The organism is Kocuria subflava, from assembly GCF_012163155.1.
Lineage (GTDB): Bacteria > Actinomycetota > Actinomycetes > Actinomycetales > Micrococcaceae > Kocuria > Kocuria subflava.
This window is the reverse complement of record NZ_JAAVUN010000170.1, coordinates 1-605: the sequence shown is the minus strand read 5'-3', so window position 1 is coordinate 605 and position 605 is coordinate 1. Positions and strand designations below refer to the sequence as shown.

Annotated in this window: 1 protein-coding gene; it reads right to left on the bottom strand. The window is 61.5% G+C overall.

All coding sequences use genetic code 11. The features are described from left to right. Positions 1–600: alpha/beta hydrolase (locus GTW58_RS13580; protein WP_342453326.1), on the bottom strand; the 600-nt coding region annotated here is incomplete at its 3' end. Positions 601–605: the final 5 nt, after the last annotated feature.

The following is a 605-nucleotide window of genomic DNA, read 5'->3' as shown; positions in this document are numbered from 1 at the left end:
GTTATGGGCCTCTCCGTGACGCCCCCGTGGGTAGAGCCCCGCGGAACGCCGATGTGCTTCGACCAACTCCTGACGGCTCGACCCGCAACGTGTCTTCTTCGTGCCACTGATCACAGTGACCGGCACATCGATCACATCAGGATCGCACCTGAGCATTTTCAGACCGTTACGAATCTGGCGGTCCTCCGCGGCAGTGGCTCGCACTGCGGCGAGCGTCGTCGACTCCTCAACTGCGCCTCTGAGGTGCTTACGCAGGCCAACGCCCCTGATCACTGCATTGAGTACACACCGCAGAATCCCCATTCGTGCCAAGACCGGCATCACAGCAGACTGCACTGCTGTAATCACCGCGTTGCCCTTCGTGAAATAGACCGTGGCACCTTCGTCAGAGGGATCGACCAACACCACTCCGCGCACTATTTCCTTTGCAGGACCACTGGCCGCCCGTCGGACGATTGGTCCACCCCAGGAATGACCAACCAGGACCACTCGACTGCCCTGGTTACCGACGACGCATGACAGATCTGCAGCGAGCCTGTCCAACGTCGGATGCTGGTCATCCGGCGTGCTCTCGCCGATCCCCGCTCCGTTGGAGGCCACCCCTC